Here is a 20,734-nt window from a genome sequence, read left to right as displayed (position 1 = left end):
GCCCGACGTGGGCTTCTGTGACCTGCCCGTCGCCGGTTCGATCTGCGACATCGGCGACGCGATCGAGTTCGCCTCCGATCCCGTCGGCGCGATCGGGAACTGGATGGTGCAGAGCGCCGGTGACCTCGCCGCCGCGGCGGCCGACCTGGCTGCCAAGGCCATCGACCGCACCACCGCCATCGACCTCGGCGCGAGCTGGTTCCGCGACAACTACGAGACGATCTTGCCCATCGGCCTCATCGTGCTGGTCGCCACCTTCTGCGCCCAGCTCGTCAGAGCAGCCGTCAAGCGAGACGGCCAAGCCCTCGTCCAGGCCCTCACCGGAACAGCGAGCGGCGTTCTCTTCGCATTCTGTGCGATCACCTTCACCACCGTGGCCATCGAAGTCGTCGACGCGCTGTCCGCCGGACTGTTCGCGGCGGCCGGCACGGACATCGCCTCCGCCGTGCGCCGGATCGTGAAGGTCTCGGCCATCGGTGCCGTCGCCGGACTGGGCTGGCTCGTCGCGGTCATCGCCGCGCTCGCCTCAGCCGCAGGAGCGTTCCTGTTCTGGTGCGTGATGATGGTCCGGAAGGTCGGCATCCTGATCCTCGTCACCTTGGCCGTGTTCGCGGGAGCGGGCGGCGGCTGGGAGGTCGCCCGCCGGTGGCGCCGCGGCTGGATCGAAGCCACCGCCACCCTCGTCGTCTCCAAGCTTCTGATGACGATCGTCTTCGTCCTCGGCATCTCCGCGCTCGGCGAAGCCGACAGCAAGGACGGCCTCGCCGCCCTGGCGGACGTCGCGGCAGGCATGGTGATCATGCTGCTCGTGCTGCTGTGCCCGTACATGGTCTTCAAGTTCGTCCACTGGGCGTCCGAGGGCACCGACGGCGAATCCATCCACCGCGCCGGTGGCGCAGGAGCCTCAGTGGCCCGCCAGCACGCCGAGAACGCCGGCCGTAAGGCAGCAGCCGCAGCGGCGACCGCCGGCACGGGCGGCGCCGCCGCCGGAGCCGGCGCGGCAGGAGGTGCCCAGGCCGGCGGTGGCGGGTTCCCCGGTGACATCGCCGCCAACCCCGCGACCGGCACCGGCATGCAAAGCGAAGGCTCCAAGGGCGACTCCGAGAGCCGTCTGCAGGACCTGCTCCAGCAGACGATCTCACCTCAGTCCCAGGGCGGCGGCACGCCCGACGGCCAGGAGGGCACCCCTCCGAGCTGGAGCGGGAACTGGGCCGGCAGCGAAGCGGCCCCCGCGGGGCAGCAGAGCGGTGAGTTCGGCAGCAGCTCGGCTGCGATGCCGCCCGCTCACGGGGCCGCGAGCAGCGACTCCGCGCCCGCCGGCCCGCCGCCGGGCCCGTAGCCGCCCCTCCCGTACACCCGCCGCCGGGGGCAGGGGACCCTCCCCGCCCTGCCCCCGGCTCCTCCCTCCCGGAAGCGATCGTGTCCTCCGTTCTCACCGTCAAATTCCCTACCCGGTCGCGCCGCGGCATCCTCCTCGGTCTGACCCTCCCCCAGCTCGTCCTGGTCTCCTCCACCCTCGCCGTGCTGCTGGCCACCGTGGTGACCGCGGGCCTGCTCGGCGCCGTCGTCCTGGCTCCGCTGTGGCTCACCACCGCCGTCCTGGTCGGCGTACGGCGCGACGGCCGCTCCCTGATCGACTGGGCGCCGCTCGCCGGACGCTTCGCCCACCGCCGCCGCACCGGCCAGACCCTGTGGCGCGCCCGCCCCGTCTCCCGGCCCCGAGTGGAAGGGCTGCTGCACCTGCCCGGCACCGCCGCATCCCTGCGCGTCGCCACCGCCGACTCCGGAGCCGCCGCCGTCCACGACCCCCACACCCAGACCCTGACCGCCGTCGCCCGCGTCAGCTCCCGCGCCTTCGCACTGCTCGACCCGGCCACCCAGACCGCCAACGTATCCGCGTGGGGCCGGGCCCTTGCCGGCATCGCCCGCACCGGACGCATCTCGACCGTGCAGGTCCTGGAGCGGACCGTGCCGAACTCCGGCGACAGCCTCACCCGCCACTGGACCGAGCACGGCAACCCCCATGCCCCGATCGCCGGCCAGATCTACACCGAACTCCTCGCTTCGGCCGGACCTGCCGCCGCCCCGCACGAGGCGTACCTCGCCATCGCCCTGGACCTGAAGGCCGCCAAGCGCCTGATCAGCCAGGCCGGCGGCGGCCTCACCGGCGCCTTCACCGTTATGGAACAGACCACCTCCTCAGTCGCCCAGGCCGCCCGCAACGCGGGCCTGACCGTCTCCGGATGGCTGGGGCCCCAGGAGATCGCCGCCGTGCTGCGCACCGCGTACGACCCGGCCGCCACCGCGCACCTGCAGCAGTGGTCCGCCACCGGTCAGGCAGAGGCCGACCCTGCCGCCGCCGGACCGGTCGCCCAGGTCGAGGAGGCCGACCGGCTGGTCACCGACAGCGCCCGGCACGCCACCTTCTGGATCGAGAACTGGCCGCGGACCGAGACGAGCCCGGGCTTCCTGCACAGCCTGATGTTCAGCGCCGGCGTCCGCCGCACCTTCTCCCTCATCTACGCGCCCCAGGGCATCGACTCCGCTCTGCGGGACGTCCAGCGCCGCAAGGCCGCGATCATCGCGGACGCCTCCGAGCGCCAGCGCCGAGGACAGGTCGACTCCGAAGCCGACAGCGTCGAGTACGCCGACGTGAAGACCCGCGAGAAGCAGCTCATCTCCGGCCACGCCGACGTCGCCCTCACCGGACTGCTCACCGTCTCCGCCGACACCGACCAGGACCTCGACGCCGCCTGCACCCAGATCGAGACGGCCGCCGCCGACGCCCAGGTCGACCTGCGGCGCCTGATCTACCAGCAGGCCGATGCCTTCATCACCGCGGCCCTCCCGCTCGCCCGCAGCACCCTGTAGCCCGCCCTGCCGCCCGACGGCGTCCTCCTTCCCCGCGAGAAGCCCATGTCCCCTGATGACCGCCGCGACGCCTTCGACGGTGACGCGTACCCCTACCTGCGGGCCGCCACCGCCGGGCTGCGCCACCACACCCGCGCCCAGAGCGCGACCGGCCAGGACCAGCCCAGCGACCGGCCCCAACTCGACGCGCTCCACGCCCACCTCACCGCCCTGCACCGCCTCATCGACCAGGCCGCCGAGCAGACCCGCCCCGAGCGCCCGGCAGCCGGACGTCACCTGGCCACGGCCCACACCCGCGTGTGGCAGGCCGCCGACTCCGTCCACGCGGCCTTCCACCTGGTCCCTGCGGCCACGGAGGACGAGAAGTGCCAGCCCGACCGGCTTCCCGAGGGACCGCCCTTCCTCACCATCTGCCAGCGGCACCTCGCCGCCGTCCACGCGATCCGGCGCAAGACCACCGCCGCCGACCTCGCGTCCTGAACCGTCCTACTGGAAGCGTCCCTTGTCCCACCGCCGCGCCAGCGCCACTCCCCTGTTCACCCCGCATGGCATCGACCGCGCCCAGCGCCGGGCTCTGCGCAAGCAGACCGCCCGCGCAGAAGCCCGGGCCCGCACCGCCGCCGGCACCGGACCCGACCAGCAGTCCGGGGAAGCAGCCTTCCCCGCGCCGTTCTACCCACCCACCGGACGTCCCGGTCCCGCCTCCGCCCGCGGCAACCGCCTCAAGCTCCCCGCCCACCGCATGACCACCGCCGTCGCCAGCGCCGCCTACCCCTTCCTCGCCGAAGGCGGCCTGGGCGCCGACGGCATCTACATCGGCAAGGACCTCCACGCCGAAGGCAGCTTCACCTTCGACCCGTTCTCCCTGTACGGGCGCGTCGAGGGCTTCACCAACCCCAACGTGCTGCTCGCCGGGGTGATCGGCCAGGGCAAGTCCGCCCTGGCCAAGAGCCTGGCCCTGCGCAGCATCGCCTTCGGCTACCGCGTCTACGTCCCGTGTGACCCCAAGGGCGAATGGTCGGACGTCGCCCGGGCCTTGGGCGGCGAGTCCATCGCGCTCGGCCCGGGCCTGCCCGGCCGCCTCAACCCCCTCGACGCCGCACCCCGGCCCTCCTCGGTCCCACAGACCGAATGGGCGGGAGAGGTCCGCACTCGCCGTCTGCTCCTGCTTGCTTCCCTGGCCCGCACCGTCCTGGGCCGCGATCTGCTGCCCATGGAGCACACGGCCCTCGACATCGCGCTCGACAGCGCCGTCGCCCGGGCCGCCGCCGCCAGCCGCGAGCCTCTCCTCGGCGACGTCGCCCACGCCCTGGCCGACGGTCCCGGCCTCGAACTGGCCGGCGGCCTGCTCTCCGGACGCCTCGGAGATGCCGCCCGCGACCTCGCCCACGCCATGCGCCGCCTGGTCTTCGGCGACCTGGCGGGCATGTTCGACGCCCCGTCGACCACGGTCTTCGACCCCTACCGGCCGATGCTCACCGTCGACCTCTCCCGCCTCGGCGGCAGCGACGACACCGCGCTTGTCCTCGCCATGACCTGCGCCTCCGCGTGGATGGAAGCCGCCCTCACCGACCCCGGCGGCGGACGGCGCTGGGTGGTCTACGACGAGGCGTGGCGCGTGCTGCGCCACCCTGCCCTCCTCATGCGCATGCAGGGCCAGTGGAAGCTCTCCCGCGGCCTGGGCATCGCGAACCTGATGGTGATCCACCGCCTGTCCGACCTGCTCTCAGCCGGCGACGCCGGCAGCCAGAGCCGCGCCCTGGCCGAGGGCCTGCTCGCCGACTGCAGCACGCGCGTGATCTACCGCCAGGAGACCGACCAGCTCGCCGCCGCCTCCAGCCTCCTCGGCCTGACCTCCGTAGAAGCCGGAGCCCTGTCCCACCTCAGCCGGGGCCGCGGCCTCTGGAAGGTCGCCGGACGCAGCTTCGTCGTCCAACATCAGCTACACGCAGCCGAATTGGACCTTTTCGACACCGATTCCCGTATGCATTGACCCCTTCTCCTGGAGTTCCCCTGCACCCCGATTACGAGCACTACGACAACATCGGTCGTAGCACCGAACAGATCATCGCCGCGCACTTCGGCATGGCGACGGAGGGCGACCTCCTGCGATGGGCTCGTCGTGACGCCGAGGCGTACCTCGCCGAGCGTCCTCTGCCGACTGGCTCGCCTGTCCCTCTCGACACCGCCGCATATCGCGTCGCACTCAACGAGGCCCGGACAATCGCCGAGGTCAGTGCGGTCACCAGACACCTGATCGAAGCCTGCAGGCCCGTGCTGGAGTCGATGGGCCAGGTCCTGTCAGACATCGCCGACTGGAACGGCCGGTATGGGAAGTCAGAAGCCGACTCCCCGTCCCGGAAGGTGATGGAGGCGGCCAACCGCCTCATGTCCACGCTCTGGGACGCCGAGGCAGCCGACCTCGCCGCGCTCCGGGCGACGTACGACCCCGCTCCTACACAACCGGGGTCGAAGCCCGCACCGGGCCTCCCGCCTGCCCCGCCTGAGGCGCCGTCCTCCGGCCCTAAGCCCAGCCGCTAACACCCTTCCGAAGGCTGAACTTGTCGACCCGTTCCTTCATCGCTCGCCCCACCGACCCCTCGACCGGAAGCCGGTACGCCGGCCGTTACTGCCACTTCGACGGCTACCCCGAGAACCAGCTCCCTCTGCTGCTCGGCGGTCTGCAGTATCGATTCGCCGGAGACCTCGAAGCCCTTCGCCGCCATCTCGTCGACGCCCCGCACGATTGGTCGGGGCTCGGTATGGACCTGCTGGAAGGCGCCCCCGAGCACGTGCTGAACCAGATCGATCCGCACGCGGAGCGCTTCCCCAGCCGCCCCCTCGACGACATCGTCACCCTCTCGGGCGAGCCGGCCGAGCCCATCACCATCACGCAGGCCAACGCCGGCGGCCTCGAATGGGGCTACGTCCTGCACGACCACGGCATCGAGGTCATCGCCCTGACCTGGGACGACCGCGGAGGCCCCATCGTCAGCTGGGACACCTCCCCGCTCACACGCTTCCAGGGAACCCCGTCGCTGTGGGGCCGCGACCAGCCCGTACCCGTCCGGCCAGTCCGCCCCGCGCTGAAGGTCGCCGCGCCCGCCAGTCCCCTGCCGGCCCCGGCCAAGACCCGCGTCACCCGCTGACCCCGACTCCAGGAGCCCATCCCTGTCCGCCCCGCAGATCACCGTCGTCATCGCCACCCAGCTCCGCCCCGACCGCCTGCTCTACCTGGAGCAGATGCACGCGAGCCTCACCCGGCAGACCGTTCCGTGGGAGGCCGTGCTCGTCCTCGACGGCGCCCCGCCCGAAAACGTGCCTGCCCCGATCGCCGCCGACCCGCGGGTACGGGTTCTCCCCCTGCCCCGTCCAGTCGGCGCCGCCTGCGCCCGCAACCTCGGCCTGAACCTCGTGAACACCGAGTTCGTGAACTGGGCCGACGACGATGACGTCTTCCCCGACTGGAGCCTGGGCGTACGGCTGGCCGCAGTCACCGACCGCCTCGGGTGGGTTGCCGGGTACAGCGCGGACTGGCTGCCGGACGGCACCACCCGCGTGTGGGAGTGCCCCACCCCGCCCGGTTTCCACGCCGCCGGCGACGTGGTCACGTACTGGCCGCTCCCGCAGGACACCATCCCGATCGGGCCCACGACGATCCTGGCCCGCACCCGCCTCGTACGCGCGGCCGGCGGCATGGGCGGCCTCGTCCAGGGCGAGGACTACATGGCCGCCGTCGGCGTCACCAACCTGGCCCCCGGCGTCCTGCTGCCCCTGCCCGTCTACAAGTACCGGAAGCACGACGGGCAGATGACACAGGGCGAGCAGTACGACGAGCTGGAGCTCGCCGCCCGGCAGCACGCCCACGCCTACGGCCACGCCCTGCGCAACGCCTTCGTCGCCGCCCGGGCAGCGTGAACATGGCCGGCACCGCACTGCCGCAGGCACGGCCGGACGCCGAGATCATCCTCTGTGTCAGCGCCAAGGAGGGCCTGGTCGCCATCCCCGTGGGCGAGAAGTACTCCCACGGACACACCGCCCTCCGCTCGACGGGCGCCTTCGAGAAACAGAAGGCGGGCTTCCACGTCCTGCGCGACCTCAGCACGATGCGCGACGTGATGCCCGCGCTGGCCCAGGCCGCCAAGCTCTATCGGGTCGCACTGACCACCAGCTCCAACCCGTATCTGGGGGACTACGCCCAGAAGCTGGCGCGCTGCCTGCCCGGCAACTGGACAGCGACGGTCGAGGTCTACGCCCACCCGGTGTGGCAGGAGGACTGGCTCCCTCTGCTGTGGGACAGCGGTCTGCTCACCGAGGCAATGGAGCGCTGCCGCGTCCCGTACGGCGCTGTCCTCACCAGCTCGACCGGCGCGGAACTGCTCCTGATCGAACAGCCCGGCGCCGCAGGTCGCTACCTGCTCGGCGCGTGCGCGAGCAGCACCTTCGACGACAACTACGACAATCCGTTCGCTCCGCCGGCCATCGGGTTGCCCAAATACCCGAAGCTCGCCGCCGCCCAGGTGACGACCAGCTTTCTTCCCCGCTATGAGCACGCGGTGCACAAGCGCCTGTTGGCGGAGGTCGAGAGCGGGCACGGACGTCTGGAAGACCTGCGGCGCTCTGCCGGTGACGGCCACGCCGAGAGCTCGACGGCCGTGCTCCGCCGGCTTCGCCCCCACGCGGCGCACCTCCTCGACCGAGTCTGGTGGGCCACCACCCCGGACCGGGCGGATGCCGAGGCGCTGGACCGGCTGACCGCTCTGCTCCGGCCGGGGCGAGGCGACCGACCCTCTGTATTCAGGGCGCCGGCCCCGCTGCCCCCTGCGTCGGCCGACGACGTACGCCGATGGCTCGCCGACGCCCCCGTACTCCTGAAGCACGCCCGGGCCACCCTGTCACCCCCGTCCGCGGCCGACTCCCGCAGGGCGCTCACCTCGGCTCCCCGAGCCCCCGCAGCCCCGACCGCCTCAGGTCGCGGCCGGTGAGCCCGCTCTCCTTCCTCCCCTCCCACTCCGAGGACGTACATGCCCCATGTCCCCCATTTCCACTTCGGCCTCGACCCCGGCCTCGGTGTCGTAGCCCGACCGACAACGGAGATCACGCCGCATCTGGCCAACTGGTACCTAGTGCATGAGCAGTTCGAGCTCGTTCCCGGCACCGCAGATCTGTACCGGCTCACCCGGCAGGACCACGATCCTTGGCGACGAGGCCGGCAAGCCGTACACGATCTCCGCCAAGCCGGATTCGCCGTCCAGGCCGACTACAGCCTCGATCCCGCCCAGTCCGCCCCGCCCGCTCCCACGCGAGGCAACGGGCTGGCCGAGCGCCGAGCCCGCATCGCAGCGGCGGCAGCCAGCCGTTCCCCTCAGCGCCCCCTCACGACCGCGCCTTCGACAACGGCGCCCATCCCCGCCGCCGGACCAGTTCGCGCTGCTGTCTCGCGGGGTCAGTGACCCGTGGACGACGCCTCGATTCGCATCGTCCGTGAGCGCGGCGGCGAAGTGGAAGTCACCGGCCCCGTCGACTCGCTCGCCATGGAACTGCTCCTGCGGGCCGGCTTCCTGACCCAGCCGACGCTGAGAGGCCCCTGGATCCGTCTCCCGTTCGACATGGGCGAGACCTGGGAGAACGACCGCGCCCAGTGGGCCGCCGACATGCTCCGCACCGCGCGGTACCCCGTTGTCCTCGACTCCAGCCTCAGCTCCGCCCCTCCCCCCGCCCCGCCTCATCGCCGCGCTCCCGCCCTGCGCGCGGCTCCGTCGCGCCGCCGCTGACGCGCCGCCTTCCGGAGAACACCCGTGTCCCCTACCGCCCACATCACTCTGTACTCAAGCCCTGACGACGGCATCGTCGCCCTCCCCGGCGGGCCAGGTGCCGACTGGGCCGTCATCGCCCTTGACCTCGCGCACTTCGAGTCGGCCGCCGAAGGAATCCACGTCCTTCCGATGTCCGACCTCGACCGTGCGCAGAAGGCGCTCGACACGCTCTACACCAACGCGAACCGGTTCGGCATCACAGTGACCACCACCCGCCAGACGTTCATCAGCGACATCGGGCGAGGCATCGCTGCACGCCTGGACGACTCCTGGACGGTGGAGGTCGGCAACTGCCTGCTTTCACCCTCGGATTCACGTAGCCGCCTGAACTTCCTCTGGGACTCCCTGGGGGGATCGCTGTCCTACGTCATGCAGTCGTACTCGGAGCAGGTATCGGCAGTGGCCTTCCTCCGCTCAGAAAACGGCCTCGAACTGGCGGTGCTGCGACGCCCGTGGGACGGTCAGATCGTCGTCGGCGCCCTCGCTCCGGATGCGCAGTTCACCTCGCTGGGGACGGCGGCACCGGTCAGCATCGCCGCACCCGATGTCGCCGGCGTCCTGAAGAAGGTCACGGAGACACTCCTGCCTTCCTACGAACACGCCCTGGCTCAGGCCCACTTCCGGCTCCTAGGACGCGTCCTTGATCAGATCCGGTCGGCCCGGACAAACGGCGCCCTGCCCCGCGTCTGGGCGTTGAACGAGGACCTCTGCCAACGCTGGTACAGCCTCGACCATCATCTACGCCAAGGCGTGTACGGTCCGCTGCCGAAGGCTTTGGACGATCTCCTCCGCGGAGCCGATACAGCCCTGACCGAAGGCAGCGCGCAGGACGAGGAAGGAGCTGTTGAGCTCCTGGAGCGCTGGCTACAGCAGGGCACACTGCTCGTCGACCTGGTGCAGTCCCTCGACCCGAACTTCACCGCCTCCTCGGTCACACCGTCGGCACCTGCTCCCCTCCCGCCCGGGCCGCCACATCAAGGGCGCCGGCCGGGGATGAGCAGGTGACGACCGCACGGACGTCGGGACCGGTTCTGGGCGAGCCGTACGTGGCCCGGCTGCTGGTCGGCACCATGATCGCGCGGCTCCCGACGGGCATGGTGCCGGTCGTCCTCCTCCTGCTGGTGGCCGACCAGGGCGGGGCCGCGTCCACGGCCGCCCTGATGTGCGCGGCTTACGGGCTGGCCTCCGCGCTCGGGCAGCCGGCACTCGGCCGGGTCGTGGACCGGCACGGGCAGACGGCCGTGACCTGGACGGCTACCGGCGTCACCAGTCTGGCGATGCTGGCCATGCCCCACGTCGACTCGACCACGCAGACGCCGCTGTTCATCGCCCTGGTCATCCTCGCCGGCATCTCCACCCCGCCGGCCGAGGCCAACCTTCGAGCCCTGTGGCCGAGCGTGCTGCCCGATCCTCAGCAGCAGCGCGCCGCGCTCGCCCTGGACACCGGCTCGCAGGGGCTGATCTTCATCGCGGGGCCCCCGCTGGTCGCCGCCATCACCACGTTCGCCGGACCGGACACCGCCATGGTCGCGACAGCCATGCTCGGCCTGGTCGGGGCGGCGGTCGTCCTGAGCGCCGCCCCGTCCCGGAGCTGGCGCCCCGGCACGGCCGCGTCGTCCGGGCTTCTCGGCCCCCTGCGCTCGCTTGGGCTGGTCGCTCTGCTCGTCGCCATGACCGGGACCGGCGTCGCACTCGGCGCCCACACGGTCTGGGCCGTCGCACTTGCCGAGCGGAACGAGAGCGCTCTGCTGCTGGGACTCCTGCCGGCGGCACTGTCCGTCGGCAGCCTCCTCGGCGGCACGCTCTACAGCCGACGGGCGTGGCCGGGCAGTCTCACCGCTCAGCTCGTTGCGGGTTCCGCCGCCTTCGCCGTGTGCTGGCTCCCCCTGCTGCTGAGCCCGGGACCGGCAGCGGCCGTCGCCGTATCCGCCCTGCCGGGTCTGGCCCTCCCGGCCCTGGTGACCAGCGCCTTCCTCACCGTGGACGCGCTCGCCCCGGCCGGCACTGTCACCGAGGCGTACGCGTGGCTGATCGCCGCCATCGGCATCGGCCAGGCCACGGGCACAGCCTTCGCCGGCCAACTCACCACCCACCCCCAGCTCGGCGCCGGCCTCCCCGCCGCCGGAGCGGCGCTCACCATCGCCGTGCTCGCCGCGGCGTGGAGCTGGATCTACGTACCCGGCACCCGCGCACGCCGCGGTCGGCACCGCCGTGTTCCCGCGCACCGCGCGGGAAGGGCTTCGGCCCGTCCCGCCTGACGACACCCCCTTCCCTCTTTCCCTTCTCGAACCCAAGGAGATCTTCATGGCCGTGCCCACGTCCTTCGAAGTCGTCCACAGCTGTGGACACGCCGTCCCCTACGACATGTCGACCCGGTCGGCCGACCAGCGCGCCAGGTACGCCCGGTGGCTCGCCGAACGGAAGTGCACCGAGTGCTGGCGAGCCGAGCATCAGGCCGATGCCGCGAGCACCGCGGAGTGGCTGGCCGCCAAGCGCGCCAACGAACAGGCCGCCGCGGCGGCGTGGGCCACTCAGTTCGACATGCCCGAGCTGGAGGGTCCCGAGAAGATCCTCGGCTGGGGCGAGCGCTGCCGGCACCAGCTCGTGACCAGTGCGTACGAGGCTCTCGTCACCGAGGGGAGCTGGGACGAAGCCGACTGGGCGCAGCTGGAGGAGCAGGTCCGGCTGCTGACCCGGGCCGGGTGGTGGGTGGACCAGCGGGACGCCGACGGCGTGGATCTGCCGGAACTCGTCGAGGCCGCGAGCGACCGGGACCGGCCTACGGAGAACCCGTTCCGGTAAGCGCGCAGCGCGCAATATAGCGGCGGATCCCCGGTTTCCGAAACCGGGGATTCTCCGGACCCTTTGTCTTCCACCGCCGCCCCGCGACCTCGTGGAAGGACCGTCCGTGCCTGAGACCCGCCCCGTGTACCTGCCGCACGACCCGCTCACCCCGAAGCGGGACATCACCCACGCGCACTTCCGGCCCGGGGAGCACGTGATGATCTTCAAGGGGGCCGCCGAGGGGCGGCTGTGGGGCGACGCGATGAAAGTGGTCACCGACTCGCTGCACATACCGACCGACGAGAACGGGTGGCGGCTGCTCGACCCGAACGGCGGCCACCGCTCCTACCTGACCGCCCACCCCCGCTACATGGTGCACCTGTCCACCCGGTGCCCCGAGTGCCTCGTGCACCAGCAGGCCCTGCGCGAGTACCTGATACCGCGCGTCGGGACCGGCGAGGAGCCGGTCGACTGCCGCTGGTACTCGGTGACCGCGCTCAACCAGCTGGTCCACGTCGCTGACGTCGGCCGATAGACGGACAGGCCCACATCCCTCCGCCCCCTACCTGTCAGTCCGACACCTCCAGCGAGAACATGATCATTCACCTGTACCGGCGCGGCTTCGAAGCCGCCGACGCCCTGGCCGATGCACTCGGTCGCCCCCTCAGCGCGGACGAGGGGCTCACGACCGAGCCCGGCGGCACCGTGGTGGCCTACTGGGACCAGCTCGACCGCTACACCGACGAGAGCCGGTACTGGACGACACCGGAGTGGGCCCAGCACCTCGCCGATCCGCTGGTCGAGCATCCCTTCGCCGCCGCCCCGGACGGCTCCCGACGCGCGATCCTCCACCTGTACGTGCGCCTGCATCCGCTGGACCGGGAGCTCTCCCCGGCCGAGTGGTCCGAGGTCGGCCACCGACTGGCGCGCACGGCCGGCCTGGCTCCGCCCGGCGACGAGTGGTCCTGCCGCTGGGTCGCCGTACGGGACAAGGCCAACCGCATGGACCTGATCGGCAACCTCATCCGCCTCGACGGCGCCTGGGCAACCACCCCCCGCCGCCTGGCCGAAGCCCTGGAGGCGGAAGCCCGCCGGATCGAAGCCGACCTGCTTCTTCACACCGGACACCCGTCCGTCCAGGAGCAGGAGCCCGCGGCGACCCGGCCGACCGCCGCCTCACCTGCCCGCACTCCGGCTGCGACAAGTCCGCTCGCAGGCATCCTGAACCAGCTGGCCGCCGAACAGGCCGGGCCGATCGCGGCGGTGCGGCAGCTCGTCGAGCAGGTCGGCCGCCAGGCCGCCGCCCTGCCCGGCCACGAGACCGCCGCCGCCGGCCGGGACCTGTTCTGGGCGGCCCGCCGCCTCCACGGGGTGCAGGATCAGCTCGGACAGATCGCCGCCCGCCTCGCGCCCGCTCCGCCCGCCCCAGGCCCGGCGCCCACACTCCCGCGGACGTCTACGCCGGCCGCGTCGGTGCGGCGGTGAGAACAGCGGACGCGGACGCCGAGCAGACGGTGGTCATCGTGCGCGATCTGGCGACCGACGTGATCACCGCGAGCGGCGGGGACGGTCTGGCCCACGGCATCCTGGAGCGCTCCTTCTTCCTGCGGGAGACGCGCGGGGTCACCTGGCACCGGCTCTCCCCCACGGTCATGCCGGAGGAAGAGCAGGCCGTCGCCCGTACGGCTGTGGCGCGCCTCCAGGCCGCCGGGTACCGGGTCCTCGCCTCTCCGGAGTTCGCCTGGGAGGGCACCGAGGCACGTTATGTAACGACGGGCCGGGCGATCGAGAACCTCGCCGGCCGGATCCGCGAGGCCGCCTCCGTGGACGACCTCACCTTCGAGCTCGCGGAGCTCACCGCGACGCACGACGGCATCGTCGCCTCGCTCGGTCTGGTCCTGCACGCGCTCGCCGACGCATACGACCGGTTCAGCAGGCCGTCCGATCCGCGCTGGGGTTCCCGCCTGCGCAGCGAGGCGGATCACGAACTGCAACTTCTCGCAACGGAGTTGAGGAGCGTACGTGCCACCCTCGCGGACCGCGCTACGCCCCCGGGCCGTCGCGGGCCTCACCCCCCGCCACCGGCTCCACCAACGTCTACCGCCTTCGGACGGACCCGATGACCTTCCCCCCTGTCCCCTCATCGAGGAGCCCATGTCCCTCCCCCGATCCTTCCCCGACGACGACCGCGATCTGGAATCGTTCGCCACCGTCCTCGCCGAGCACCTGCCCGGCAACTGGACGGTCGAGTACCACCCGCACCAAGGCGACGAGGACCAGTTCCGGCACGCCGAAGACGTCTGGGACCTCAACCTGGTCAGCGGCGCCATCGCCGAGTTCGTCCTGTGTGAGGACGCCCACCTGATCCGGCAGGACGGCACCCGCCTGTACGTCACGATCCGCCCGCTGCACGACGACGAGTTCCTGGTGGCGGCCATCGCCCCGACCGGATCGATCGCCGCCGAGGCGTTCGAAGGGGTCCGGGAGCCCGACGGAATCGCCGTGCCGGGCGATCCCGAGCGGGCCGCTCACGCCGTCACCGCCGACCTCCTGCCCCGCTACGAGGTCGCACTCGCCCAGGTCAGGCACGCCGTCATGAATCCCCCGCAGCCCGCTTCCCGCCCCGACACGACGGTCGTGATGACCTGGCGGGAGGACGGCTCCCTCGCGGCGACGACCACCGCCCGGCCCGCGTCCGAGGTGCTGCTCGCCGAGGGCTTCGTGTGGGAGACCGCCTCGAACGCCTACGTGCTGGCCGGCGACGACACCCGCGCCCAGGGCCACGCGGTCCAGGCCGCCGGCGCCCGGCTCGCCCGCCTCGGCATCGGTGTGGCGCTGCGAACGGCCCCCCGCCCCGCGGCTGATGTCTCCCTTCCCGCGTCCCAGCCCGGTGGCCGCGCGGCCCTTCGCCACCGGTGACGCAGGCCCGTACCCCGCGCCCGTCCGTTCCTCCGCTCGATCCGGTCCGCCGGCCTCGCCTCGCCGTCTTCGTTCTGCGCCGCTACCTGCGCGCGGCGGTGGTCAAGGCGGGCGGGACCAGCAGTCTTCCTGCCCGTCCGGCGCCGCCCTCCGGTCCGGCTGCGCCCGTCTCCCGCCGAACCCGCTGACCAGCTTCGCGGGCCAATCCCCTTGGAACGCCATGAACCCGCCCGTCACCGACGACGCCCTCCTCGACGCCATCGCCCAGCACCTCGACCAGCTCGCCAACCATCTGCTGCAGGCAGACGCTCGGCAGGCCGCACAGATCCTGGCGCGGGTCGTGGACCTGGAGGACGGTGTCCTTCGCAAGCTGACCGACCTCGTCACTGACTGCAGCCGGGCGTCCCGCAACCATGCCGCGGACGGACTGTTCCCGCCAGAGGCGTGGCTGGCCTTCGGCCGTGCCGGCAACACGCTGGCCAATGTCTCGGGCGACCTCGACCAGCATCGGAGCGCCTTCGAGCAGATCGGCAAACAGGCACCCGCCTCCGCGCCGCCGAAGGCCACCGCGTTCGTCGCCCGGGGGCGGCACCGGTGAGCAAACAGCGACAGAAGTGGTCTGGCTGGGGCGACCAGCAGGCCGCACAGCAGCACTACCTCATCGAGCCCCGCTACCTGGCCGGCGGCGGGGACCTGCGGCACATCACCGAATACCTGCGCGCCTCCGGCTGGAAGGACAGCACCCCCCGGTCGTCCGCCGCTCTCGTCTTCGGCTCTCCCGACGGGGCCGTCCGTGTCGCCTACCAGCCACCGGGCGGCTGGCAGATCCACGGCGCCGCCCAAGGGCACCAGCCGGCCTGGCAGGTCACGTTCACCGCGCAGACGCCGGTGGAGATCGTCGCCGGCCTCACCGACGCACTGACCAGGGAACGCTCCGCACACGCCCCCAACGTGTGGGCGCCGCTCTCCGAACACGGCTGGTCCACCGACACCGGCCAGGAGTACACCGCCGTCAGCCCCACCCGGGACGCCTTCGTCCAGTACGTCGGTACCGGCCCCGATCAGCACTGGTGGATCGGCGCCCGCAACGAGCACGGCGCGGTCTGGAATCTGCAGGCCGCCCCGACGACCCCGCTGCACCTGCTGCAGGGCCTGACCGAGGCTCTGGCCTCCCCCGAGCCGGTGATGCGACCGCGCGGACACGTGCCGCCGAGCAAGCGCATCCGGGTCACCTCCGTGTCCGTCCTTCCCGAACAGCTCAGAGGCTGGCAGCAGGCGCGCATCACCGCCGCCCGCGCCGCCACCTGGGCCCGCAACTCCGTCCGCGTCGCCCGGCCCCGTACCAAGGCACGCCAGCACATCCCCCACTGACCCCAGGACCCCCGTGCCTTCTCCGCTCTCATGTCCCACCGTTCCGGATCCGGCCGAGACCGGCGCCACCGAATTCACGCAGGCGGGCGCGTGGCTCTGAGCACCTCCCAGCGAGCCTCCTACAGCCGCGACCACCACTCGAAGATCCCGTTCCTCACCGAGCCCCGGCACCTCGCCGGCCCCGGCGACCCCCGGCACGTCACCCACGCGCTGCTCGCCGCCGGCTGGAGCGTCACCTCCGCCCCCGGCGACCCCCGCACCGTGCTGGCTGGCCCCGCCCAGGCCCGTCACCGGCTCGTCCTCGACCCGCTCTCCACCTCCTACTGGCAGATCGAATCCGCCGACTGGAGCTGGTGCGCGTCCTTCGGCCGGATGGTGCCCGCCGAGATCGTCGCCGGGTTCACCGACCGCCTCATCGCCGGGACCCCGCACGGCGGCATCGGCCCGTGGGCGCGGATGGAGGAGGCGGGCTGGGTCGTCGAGCGGCGGCCCGACGGCACCGCCGAAGCCTGCTCCTCCGGTCCCCATCAGATACGGGCCGACCTCGCCAAGGTCTACGACGACAACCCGGAGCAGACGGCCTGGAGGATCGAAGCCCTCCCGGAATACGGCGGGGCGCCTGTCTGGCGCATGTGGATCAGTGGCGCGATCCCGGAGCACTTGCTGGACGGCCTCGCCGAGCAGCTCGTCACCACCGCCCCCGTCGTCCGCGGCATGTACGACCCGGAGAGCCACGGCGCCCGGCAGGAGCCGAGCGGCCTTGCCCCGGAGGAGGCAGTCGAAGCGCACTTCGCCCGAGTCGACGCCTTCGACCGGCGGGCCCGGCCCCATCGCCGCACCCGGCCTGTGGTCTCCCTGCCCGCACCGACCGCGCCCTCCGCCCCCGCCTCCGTCTCCCTTCGCTGACCTTCGAAAGACCCCCCGTGCCCCACCGTTCTCCTTCCGTCCCCCCGCCCCCGGACCGCACACCACTGATCACCCGGCTCTCCACCTTCCTGCTGCAAGGCGACGCCGTGTTGGCCGCGTGGGAGCGGTTCGACGACGAGCACACCGACCTCGACGGGTGGCCGTACGACCAGGACGCCTACGACGCCCGGCAGGCCGAGAAGGACGCCGCCCTCTGGCGCCGCTTCTCTCCCCTGCGAGAGCAAGCCGCCGCCCTGCTGGACGCTGCCGAGACGTCCGCCGACCATCTCGCCGGGAAGTCCGGCCAGGCCCGCTGGAGCTGGCAGCTCGCTCATCTGCGCGGGGCCCTCGAACGGGTCGACACCGCCCACACCGAGTACGAGCGGGTGGTGGCCGATCCGTCCACCAGCGCCGAGGACCTCCTCGCAGCCTCCGCCGTACGCAACAGGCAAGCCTCCGAAGCCCTGGTCGACTGGCTCACCCACGGACGCGCCGTGCTGGAGATCCACGCCGCCACCGTGCGGGCCGGGCAGACCGGCATCCGCCTCACCACCCGCACACCGCACGCCGCCACAACGGCATCGCCCGCCCGCCGCCGCTGAACCCCCCTTCTCTCTCTTCCTCTTCCTCACCTCACTTTCTTGGAGCCCTTCGTGTCCCAGCGCCCGCTCGTCCTGGTCGTCGCCCCTGGCGATGACGTGTACCGCGGCTACTGCCTGCGCCAGGTCGCCGACGCCTACGACATCGCCGTCCTCACCACCGCCCCCCTCACCTGGGAGAAGCCGTACGTCGTCGACCACGAGACGGTGCCGGACTTCGACGACGTGGACGCCCTGCTCAACGCCGCCGAAGCCATCACCACGCGCCGGCCGGTCGCGGGCGTGCTGACCTGGAACGAGTCCCACCTGACCGCGGTCGCCCAGCTGGCCGAACGTCTCGGCCTGGCGGTCACGACCACGGAGTCGGTCCGCACCTGCCGGGACAAGGCCGCCAGCCGCGCCGCGTTCGCCCGCCACGGCGTGCCCTCCGCCCGCTCCGTAGCCGCCGCGTCCCTCGACGAGGCTCTCGCGGTCGCCGAGGCGATCGGCTTCCCCGTCGTGGTCAAGCCGGCGGCCGTGGGCGGCAGCATCGGCGTCATCAAGGCCGAGACCCGCGAGGACCTCGCCGAGGCGTACGCGTTCGCGACCCGCGGCGTGCAGCAGCACGGCGGCGACAACTGCAGCGTCCTCGTCGAGGAGTACCTGTCCGGCCCGGAGGTGAGCGTCGAGTGTGTCACCTACCAGGGCGTGACCACGCCGGTCGCCGTCACCCGCAAGGAACTCGGCAGCGAGCCGCTCTTCGAGGAGACCGGCCACACCCTCACGGCCGGCGACCCGCTCCTGGAGACCGTCGCCCCGATCGCCAAGGCCGCCGTGCGGGCGACCGGCGTGACCGGGGGCATCCAGCACGTGGAGATCCGTCTCACCCCCACGGGCCCGCGCGTGATCGAGGTCAATGGGCGGATCGGCGGCGACTGGATCGGCTGGGCCGTCGAGCAGGCCCTCGGCCTGCCCCTCGCCCGGATCGCCGCCGACATCGCCGTCGGCGCCGCCCCCGACCTGACGCCCACCCGCCAGCAGGCCGTCGCGATCCAGGTCCTGTATGCCCCGGCGTCCGGCACGCTCGCCCAGCGGAGCATCGCCTCCGGCTTCGCCGAGACGGCCGGCTGGGTCCACGGCCCGGCCTGGCTGATGGAGGAGGGCGACGAGGTCCTCCTCCCGCCCGAGGGCGACCTGGACTCCTCCCGCGTGGGCCTGATCGCGACGTACGCCGACACCATCGGTCTCGCCATCGCCCGCCGCAGCGCCACCAACGGCCACATCGCCCTCGCCGTCGACGCTCCTGCCCCGGGCCGCCCGTGACCGAGACCGCCCGGCAGCCCGCACTCGCCCAGGTCTCGCCCCGGTACCTCGCCGGAGGCGGTGACCCCCGCTGGGTCACCGCGCCCCTCCAGCAGGTCTACCGGTGGCAGATCGCGCACCTCCCCCTCAGCCCGGTGGTGCGTGTCATCCCCCGCGACCGCAAGGCCGAACTGCACCTGTCGCCCGACCCCGACCAGCCCTGGTGGATCCTGCGGCACCTCGGGGCCGGCGAGGAGGAGCCCTGGACGATGTCGTTCGGGGCCCGCACACCGGCTGAGATCATCACGGCGGCGACCACCGCCTACGCCGCCGGTCCCACGCCCGAAGACCTCCTCGATCCCGTCACGGTCCTCGAACAGGCCGGCTGGCCCTCGCGCCACCAACGGCACTTCGACTCCCCCGACGGGCACGTCCACATCGGCCGTCTCGCCAACGGCTCGTGGCACATCAAGGTCACCGCCGGCATGGAACCCTGGCGGATCTCGCAGCAGCAAGTGGCCGTCTGGGAAGCGCACTTCACCGAGCACACCCCGCCGCACGTGGTCGCCGCGTTCCTCACCGACCTCGTCTCCCCCGACCCGGTCCTGCGCCACGAACGGACCATGGCCCCCGCGCTGCGGTACAGCGTCCGCATCCAGCGCGAACGCGTCCCGGCCCAGCAGGCGGAGGCAACGCTGTGGGCCCGGGTCGACCAGCTCTTCCCCCTGAGCACCAGCCGCGAGCTACCGCCCTCCCCTCAGCGCCCGGGCAGTCCCCTCCCTCGCCGTACCCGGTGAGCACCATCCCGACCGAAGGAACCACTCTGACCGCCCCGTTCCCCTATCGCGCCGACCAGCACGCCGCCGCCCTCCAGGCACTGGCGGTGTTCGTGGTGCAGAGCGAGATGATCCTCGCCTCCTGGGACTCCTACTCCGAGAAGCACACCGACACCGACGGCCGGCCGTACGACGACGAGTCGTACGGCTGGCGCAAGGTTCAGCGAGACGCCCAGACCTGGCGCGCTTTCGAGCCCGTCCGCCGCTCGGCGCGCTACCTCCTCGCCACGGCGCGGTTCCAGCTGCAGCACATCGCCGCCGGCGACATCGAGCCCCGCTGGCCGTGGCAGCTGTCCGAGCTCGCCAAGGCGCTCGACCGCCTGGAGGCTCTGCGCACCGAGTGGGCCAAGGCCCGCGAGGACCGGCGCATCTCCCAGCCGGCGCATGCCCAGTTCATCGACGCTCTGGCCGAACGCAATGCGGAGGCGTGGAGCGAACTGGACACCTGGGCCATCCACGGACACGCCCTCCTCGACCTGCACTTCGTCGCCCTCAAAGCCACCGCCCCTGCCCCCATCGCCGTCGCGGACCCCACCTGTCTGCCCACCACCAGCCGGTCGGCGGTGAGGCGCTGATGACCAAGCACGAGCTGGTCGACCAGGCGCTGGTGTCCCCCGTCTACCTCGCCGGCCCCGGCGACCCGGCCTGGGTCACCGTGCCTCTGACCACGGTGTCCGGCTGGACGGCGCTGAACGCCCCCCTCGTTCCTCATGTCGTGCTGACCGGTCCCCTTTCCAAGAGCGAGCTTCGTCTGGAGCCGGTGCTGGAGGGGCCGTGGTGGCATGTGTCGCACCGAGACGGCCGCACCGGAACGAACTGGCACGCCTCCTTCGACGGGTCCACGCCTGTCGAACTGATCGCCGCCGTCACCGACGCCCTGACCCACCCCGGCTACCCCCTGCGGCAGCCGGTCGACCCCTACGAGCCCCTGCGGCAGGCAGGCTGGACCGTCGTCCCCGGCCGGGGGGCCTTCCTTTCCCCGGAGGGACACGTCCGCGGCGGCCGGAACACCCTCGCCGGCAGCCGCTCCTGGCGGATCACCGCCAGACTCGACGAGGACGACCCCCTGTGGCATGCCTTCCTGTCCGCAGGCACACCCACCGTCATCCTGGCCTCGCTCTTCAAGGCCCTCGCCTCCCCAGAACCGGCACGGCGCTCCGCCGAGCAGATGAAGGGCTTCCCGCGCCGCGGGATCACCCTGGAGTGGGAACGGCGGCCGGCCGAGCACGTCGCCCGGGCCCTGCCCGAGCGGGTCGAGCAGCTCACCTCCCGGCGCGCGGCTCCCTCGCCACCGCCGTCTCCAGCCGGTGGACCCGGTCTCGCCGCGGCAGGGCGGAGGATTCGGTGACCG

General features: G+C 72.3%; 24 protein-coding genes. All 24 read left to right on the top strand.

Translation table 11 applies throughout. The features are described from left to right. The first annotated feature begins 7 nt into the window (after nucleotides 1–7). The 24 genes from ACFYZY_RS02600 (at nucleotide 8) to ACFYZY_RS02485 (ending at nucleotide 20,731) form a co-directional block, all read left to right on the top strand. Nucleotides 8–1,339, top strand: coding sequence for an ATP-binding protein (locus tag ACFYZY_RS02600; RefSeq protein ID WP_351104339.1), 1,332 nt, complete (start codon nucleotides 8–10; stop codon nucleotides 1,337–1,339). 80 nt (nucleotides 1,340–1,419) lie between these two features. Then, nucleotides 1,420–2,871: an SCO6880 family protein gene (locus tag ACFYZY_RS02595; protein WP_388688841.1), complete on the top strand. Its 1,452-nt coding sequence runs from the start codon at nucleotides 1,420–1,422 to the stop codon at nucleotides 2,869–2,871. Between the two features lie 45 nt (nucleotides 2,872–2,916). Then, a complete protein-coding gene (locus ACFYZY_RS02590) occupies nucleotides 2,917–3,351 on the top strand; it encodes a DUF6238 family protein (protein ID WP_388688840.1) in 435 nt (144 codons plus the stop codon). Nucleotides 3,352–3,373: 22 nt separating this feature from the next. Then, nucleotides 3,374–4,864 (top strand): ATP-binding protein, encoded by a 1,491-nt coding sequence (locus ACFYZY_RS02585; RefSeq protein ID WP_376394925.1) that lies wholly within the window; start codon nucleotides 3,374–3,376, stop codon nucleotides 4,862–4,864. Next, on the top strand, nucleotides 4,861–5,412 hold the full coding sequence (locus ACFYZY_RS02580) for a hypothetical protein (RefSeq protein ID WP_388688839.1): 552 nt from the start codon (nucleotides 4,861–4,863) through the stop codon (nucleotides 5,410–5,412). The genes ACFYZY_RS02585 and ACFYZY_RS02580 overlap by 4 nt, the downstream gene beginning before the upstream one ends. Before the next feature lie 20 nt (nucleotides 5,413–5,432). Next, nucleotides 5,433–6,020: a hypothetical protein gene (locus ACFYZY_RS02575; protein WP_388688838.1), complete on the top strand. Its 588-nt coding sequence runs from the start codon at nucleotides 5,433–5,435 to the stop codon at nucleotides 6,018–6,020. Nucleotides 6,021–6,057: 37 nt separating this feature from the next. Next, complete coding sequence (locus ACFYZY_RS02570) at nucleotides 6,058–6,789, top strand: glycosyltransferase family 2 protein (RefSeq protein ID WP_381528975.1); 732 nt, start codon at nucleotides 6,058–6,060, stop codon at nucleotides 6,787–6,789. Nucleotides 6,790–6,791: 2 nt separating this feature from the next. Continuing rightward, the gene (locus tag ACFYZY_RS02565) at nucleotides 6,792–7,856 is read left to right on the top strand and encodes a hypothetical protein (protein ID WP_388688837.1); all 1,065 of its coding nucleotides are present in this window, start codon (nucleotides 6,792–6,794) and stop codon (nucleotides 7,854–7,856) included. A gap of 471 nt (nucleotides 7,857–8,327) precedes the next feature. Next, complete coding sequence (locus ACFYZY_RS02560) at nucleotides 8,328–8,645, top strand: hypothetical protein (RefSeq protein ID WP_388688836.1); 318 nt, start codon at nucleotides 8,328–8,330, stop codon at nucleotides 8,643–8,645. 24 nt (nucleotides 8,646–8,669) lie between these two features. Continuing rightward, nucleotides 8,670–9,692, top strand: a complete 1,023-nt coding sequence (locus ACFYZY_RS02555; protein WP_388688835.1) for a hypothetical protein — start codon at nucleotides 8,670–8,672, stop codon at nucleotides 9,690–9,692. Beyond that, nucleotides 9,689–10,945, top strand: coding sequence for an MFS transporter (locus ACFYZY_RS02550; protein ID WP_388688834.1), 1,257 nt, complete (start codon nucleotides 9,689–9,691; stop codon nucleotides 10,943–10,945). The genes ACFYZY_RS02555 and ACFYZY_RS02550 overlap by 4 nt, the downstream gene beginning before the upstream one ends. 46 nt (nucleotides 10,946–10,991) lie before the next feature. Further along, the gene (locus ACFYZY_RS02545) at nucleotides 10,992–11,489 is read left to right on the top strand and encodes a hypothetical protein (RefSeq protein ID WP_381528934.1); all 498 of its coding nucleotides are present in this window, start codon (nucleotides 10,992–10,994) and stop codon (nucleotides 11,487–11,489) included. Nucleotides 11,490–11,595: 106 nt separating this feature from the next. Continuing rightward, nucleotides 11,596–12,006: a hypothetical protein gene (locus ACFYZY_RS02540; RefSeq protein WP_388688833.1), complete on the top strand. Its 411-nt coding sequence runs from the start codon at nucleotides 11,596–11,598 to the stop codon at nucleotides 12,004–12,006. 59 nt (nucleotides 12,007–12,065) lie between these two features. Continuing rightward, nucleotides 12,066–12,956, top strand: a complete 891-nt coding sequence (locus tag ACFYZY_RS02535) for a relaxase/mobilization nuclease (protein ID WP_388688832.1) — start codon at nucleotides 12,066–12,068, stop codon at nucleotides 12,954–12,956. After that, entirely contained in the window at nucleotides 12,953–13,594 is a 642-nt protein-coding gene (locus tag ACFYZY_RS02530) for a hypothetical protein (RefSeq protein WP_388688830.1), read from the top strand. The genes ACFYZY_RS02535 and ACFYZY_RS02530 overlap by 4 nt, the downstream gene beginning before the upstream one ends. 31 nt (nucleotides 13,595–13,625) lie before the next feature. Further along, nucleotides 13,626–14,390 carry a hypothetical protein gene (locus tag ACFYZY_RS02525; RefSeq protein ID WP_388688828.1) on the top strand — a complete coding sequence of 255 codons (765 nt, stop codon included), beginning with the start codon at nucleotides 13,626–13,628 and terminating at the stop codon, nucleotides 14,388–14,390. A gap of 220 nt (nucleotides 14,391–14,610) precedes the next feature. Then, nucleotides 14,611–14,988 (top strand): hypothetical protein, encoded by a 378-nt coding sequence (locus ACFYZY_RS02520; RefSeq protein ID WP_376425008.1) that lies wholly within the window; start codon nucleotides 14,611–14,613, stop codon nucleotides 14,986–14,988. Beyond that, the gene (locus ACFYZY_RS02515) at nucleotides 14,985–15,761 is read left to right on the top strand and encodes a DUF317 domain-containing protein (protein WP_381528944.1); all 777 of its coding nucleotides are present in this window, start codon (nucleotides 14,985–14,987) and stop codon (nucleotides 15,759–15,761) included. Before ACFYZY_RS02520 ends, ACFYZY_RS02515 begins: the two co-directional genes overlap by 4 nt. Before the next feature lie 90 nt (nucleotides 15,762–15,851). After that, nucleotides 15,852–16,667: a DUF317 domain-containing protein gene (locus ACFYZY_RS02510; protein ID WP_388688827.1), complete on the top strand. Its 816-nt coding sequence runs from the start codon at nucleotides 15,852–15,854 to the stop codon at nucleotides 16,665–16,667. 17 nt (nucleotides 16,668–16,684) lie between these two features. Next, nucleotides 16,685–17,269, top strand: a complete 585-nt coding sequence (locus ACFYZY_RS02505; protein WP_388688825.1) for a hypothetical protein — start codon at nucleotides 16,685–16,687, stop codon at nucleotides 17,267–17,269. Nucleotides 17,270–17,320: 51 nt separating this feature from the next. Next, nucleotides 17,321–18,568, top strand: coding sequence for an acetyl-CoA carboxylase biotin carboxylase subunit family protein (locus tag ACFYZY_RS02500; protein WP_388688824.1), 1,248 nt, complete (start codon nucleotides 17,321–17,323; stop codon nucleotides 18,566–18,568). Continuing rightward, nucleotides 18,565–19,344: a DUF317 domain-containing protein gene (locus ACFYZY_RS02495; RefSeq protein ID WP_388688822.1), complete on the top strand. Its 780-nt coding sequence runs from the start codon at nucleotides 18,565–18,567 to the stop codon at nucleotides 19,342–19,344. Before ACFYZY_RS02500 ends, ACFYZY_RS02495 begins: the two co-directional genes overlap by 4 nt. After that, nucleotides 19,341–19,958: a hypothetical protein gene (locus ACFYZY_RS02490; RefSeq protein WP_388688820.1), complete on the top strand. Its 618-nt coding sequence runs from the start codon at nucleotides 19,341–19,343 to the stop codon at nucleotides 19,956–19,958. Before ACFYZY_RS02495 ends, ACFYZY_RS02490 begins: the two co-directional genes overlap by 4 nt. After that, nucleotides 19,958–20,731, top strand: coding sequence for a DUF317 domain-containing protein (locus tag ACFYZY_RS02485; protein WP_388688819.1), 774 nt, complete (start codon nucleotides 19,958–19,960; stop codon nucleotides 20,729–20,731). The genes ACFYZY_RS02490 and ACFYZY_RS02485 overlap by 1 nt, the downstream gene beginning before the upstream one ends. Nucleotides 20,732–20,734: the final 3 nt, after the last annotated feature.

Source organism: Streptomyces sp. NPDC001744 (assembly GCF_042892575.1).
In the GTDB taxonomy this organism is placed as follows: Bacteria; Actinomycetota; Actinomycetes; order Streptomycetales; family Streptomycetaceae; genus Streptomyces.
The sequence above is the reverse complement of the archived record's forward strand: the minus strand, read 5'-3'. Positions and strand labels throughout refer to the sequence as shown.

Excerpts from the sequence above, each read along its gene's own strand:
- ACFYZY_RS02485 (WP_388688819.1), top strand. The coding sequence starts at position 19,958 with ATGACCAAGCACGAGCTGGTCGACCAGGCGCTGGTGTCCCCCGTCTAC.
- ACFYZY_RS02535 (WP_388688832.1), top strand. The coding sequence starts at position 12,066 with ATGATCATTCACCTGTACCGGCGCGGCTTCGAAGCCGCCGACGCCCTG.
- ACFYZY_RS02565 (WP_388688837.1), top strand. The coding sequence starts at position 6,792 with ATGGCCGGCACCGCACTGCCGCAGGCACGGCCGGACGCCGAGATCATC.
- ACFYZY_RS02525 (WP_388688828.1), top strand. The coding sequence starts at position 13,626 with ATGTCCCTCCCCCGATCCTTCCCCGACGACGACCGCGATCTGGAATCG.
- ACFYZY_RS02520 (WP_376425008.1), top strand. The coding sequence starts at position 14,611 with ATGAACCCGCCCGTCACCGACGACGCCCTCCTCGACGCCATCGCCCAG.
- ACFYZY_RS02590 (WP_388688840.1), top strand. The coding sequence starts at position 2,917 with ATGTCCCCTGATGACCGCCGCGACGCCTTCGACGGTGACGCGTACCCC.
- ACFYZY_RS02545 (WP_381528934.1), top strand. The coding sequence starts at position 10,992 with ATGGCCGTGCCCACGTCCTTCGAAGTCGTCCACAGCTGTGGACACGCC.